Source organism: Lyngbya sp. CCY1209 (genome assembly GCF_035615495.1).
GTDB lineage: Bacteria > Cyanobacteriota > Cyanobacteriia > Cyanobacteriales > Microcoleaceae > Limnospira.
Genome location: NZ_JAJENU010000073.1, coordinates 1 through 474, shown reverse-complemented (window position 1 = coordinate 474; position 474 = coordinate 1). Strand labels below are relative to the sequence as shown.

1 protein-coding gene is annotated in these 474 nt (G+C 45.6%); it reads left to right on the top strand.

From position 1 onward, the window contains the following. Window positions 1-91 precede the first annotated feature (91 nt). Window positions 92-474: reverse transcriptase N-terminal domain-containing protein (locus tag LKE08_RS00365; protein ID WP_324702207.1), on the top strand; the 383-nt coding region annotated here is incomplete at its 3' end.

Below are 474 nucleotides of genomic sequence, written 5' to 3'. Positions count from 1 at the left end.
GATGTGACCAGAAGCTAATGCTTGGATGTAATGTTCGAGATATGCAGACGGGTCACGGTTCAGACGTAAGATGGAGATTCAAGTAGTGGTAATGACGAGTTCTAGTCAATCCAAAGGTTTCGGTAAGCCGAAATTGGCGGACACTAAGAGTGTATGGAAGACTGTCAACTGGACGAAAGTTCAGCGGATGGTTTTCAAGCTACAAAAGCGTATCTATCAAGCGACTCAATCGGGACAGAATGCAAAAGCCAGAAGGTTGCAGAAACTCCTTTTGAAGTCATACTATGCAAGGCTCTTAGCGGTAAGGCGTGTAACCCAAGATAACCAAGGCAAGAAAACAGCCGGAGTGGATGGAGTGATAGCTATATCCCCGAAACAAAGGTTCACCCTTGTTGAAGAAATCAAAGGAAACTTCAAAGCCAAGCCATTACGGAGAGTTTGGATACCAAAACCCGGACGGGATGAAAAACGCCC